Annotated in this window: 2 protein-coding genes; one reads left to right on the forward strand and one right to left on the reverse strand. The window is 66.0% G+C overall.

The features are described from left to right. Positions 1-692: 692 nt before the first annotated feature. Entirely contained in the window at positions 693-1,205 is a 513-nt protein-coding gene (locus tag AC08OQ_RS19165) for a GNAT family N-acetyltransferase (RefSeq protein ID WP_476612297.1), read from the forward strand. 35 nt (positions 1,206-1,240) lie between these two features. Here the strand turns inward: AC08OQ_RS19165 and AC08OQ_RS19170 are convergent, their stop codons facing one another. Continuing rightward, complete coding sequence (locus AC08OQ_RS19170) at positions 1,241-2,080, reverse strand: IS5 family transposase (protein WP_476612298.1); 840 nt, start codon at positions 2,078-2,080, stop codon at positions 1,241-1,243. Positions 2,081-2,182 lie beyond the last annotated feature (102 nt).

A 2,182-nucleotide genomic window follows, 5' to 3' on the forward strand; every position in this document is an offset into this window, starting at 1 on the left:
GGTAGGGCCCTGGCGCCGGCTAGATCATGCTATTGCCAGGGCTGGAGCGGACTGGGAGGAGTAGCCAGTGCCTGTCATCGCTCGCGACCCCCTTCAGCCGCTCGTCGAGGCCCGCCTTGCCGGTGCGCCTCTACCGTCTCTGTCGGACCTCGGCGGTACGGCGCTCCTGACGGACTCCGGCTCACCGCCAAGCAGCCCGGCCCAGAAGCGGACGAGCGAGCTGGGGTCAAAGCTGCCCACGACGATTTGATCAAGACGCGCGTGCAGGCACGCCAGCGTAGGTGCAAGCCCGCGCCGCACGATCAGTAGACGGCCCATGCACGCGTGCGGCGGGGTGCTGCCGGGATAGTTGAGCAGGATCTTCTGGTTCTCGCGCGAGTTGATGTCCGACGTCCGTTACTGAGCATGGATGCAGTTCGGATGCGATCGAGGATGTTGAGAGCGATTGGGGACGCCGCTGCGGACGGCGATGCCGATGCTGCGGGCGTAGTTGCCCGAGGTCCGTTCCATGGATGCCGAGTTCGGCCGCAGCCACAGCCACAGATCCCCGCCGGCACCTCTGCCGCATCGGTCATCACGTGATGATCGCGTGATGTGGTCATCGGGCTGGGGTGGTGCGCCCGGCCCGCCCGCACGAGGTGATCTCCACAAATCCGTTTGCCCAGACATACGTCGACCAGAATCCTGGCGTCGTGCTGATACGACGAGAGACGTCTGTCGACCAGCAAGCGATCTTCGCCGTCCACAACGCCGCCTTCGCCACCGCCGATGGCTCGGTTGCCGCCGAAGCACGGCTCGTCGACGAACTTCGCGCAGCCGGCGATGTCGTCGCCGGCCTGTCCCTCGTGGCCGAGATTGACGGTGACGTCGTCGGTCACGTGGTCGGCAGCCGCGCCCACATCGATGAGCACCCCTCGCTCGGGCTCGGCCCCCTGGGCGTGCTCCCCAGCCATCAGCACCGCGGAGTCGGCAGCGCCTTGATGCACGCGGTGCTCGCGGCAGCCGACGCCCTGGACTCACCCGCAGCCGTCTTGCTCGGTGACCCCACTTACTACCAGCGATTCGGTTTTCAGCTTGCGCAACCGCTCGGCGTGCTCCCGTCCAACCCCGACTGGGCCCAGCACTTCCAGATCCGCACGCTGACTACCTGGACCGGCCGAACCCCCGGAGTGTTCCGCTACGCCTCAGCCTTTGACGCCGTCTGAGTGGCGTTTGATTTGTCCTGAATGTGGCTTGCGTGCTAGTAGGTGCCTCGCCAAGTCGGGGCGGCTTCGTCCGTTACGCGCTTGGCGAGGTTGTCGATCGCGGCAATATGGATCATGGCTTCGGAGCTGGCGAGGAGGGTCTCGTAGTCGCGGGCCAGGCGGCGGTGCATCATGATCCAGCCCAGGGTCCGTTCGACGACCCAGCGCCGTTTGACGACGTGGAATCCGGGGGTCCCGCTGTTTCTGGGAACGACCTCGACATCGATGCCCAGGGCGGCACCATGTTCGATCACGGTATTTTTGAAGCCGGCGTCAACCCAGGTCTTGGATATCGCCTTCCAAGTGTTCTTGGCCTGGTCGAGCAGGCGTATTCCAAGAGTGTTGTCCGACAGGTGTGCGGCGGTGACAGTCACGGCGAGCAGCAGGCCGAGGGCGTCGGTGACGATGCCCCGCTTCCGCCCGACGATCTTCTTGCCGGCGTCCGTGCCCTGGCTGGTCAGGGGCACGCTGGTGGAGGTCTTGACGCTCTGGGTGTCGAGGACGCACGCGGTCGGTTCGGGCGTGCGGCCTTCCTTGACCCGGGCCAGGCCGGTCAGGCTGTAGTTGAGCTGGGCGAAGATGCCCTCGTCCCGCCAGGCGGCGTAGTAGAAGTAGACGGTGTTGTGCGACGGGAAGTCGTGGGGCAGGTATTTCCAGGGGACTCCCGTCCGGTTGAGATAGAGGATCACGTCGAACACCTCGCGGAGGTCGACCCGGGCGGGCTGGCCGGTGGGTCGGCGGTCGAGCCGGGCCTGCCGCCAGGCTTGTAACGTCGGCGCGATCAGGTCCCAGCGGGCGTCCGACAGGTCGCTGGGGTACGGCTTGCGCGGGCTCATGGCAGATGCTCTTACCTGACCCACGTCGTCGGCGGCGTCCTGGCGACGAGTACGGATTTTTCGCCTCGTCATCACGTCAGACGGAACTCGAGTCGCCTAAGG

It is taken from the genome of Frankia sp. CcCS3 (assembly GCF_977927575.1).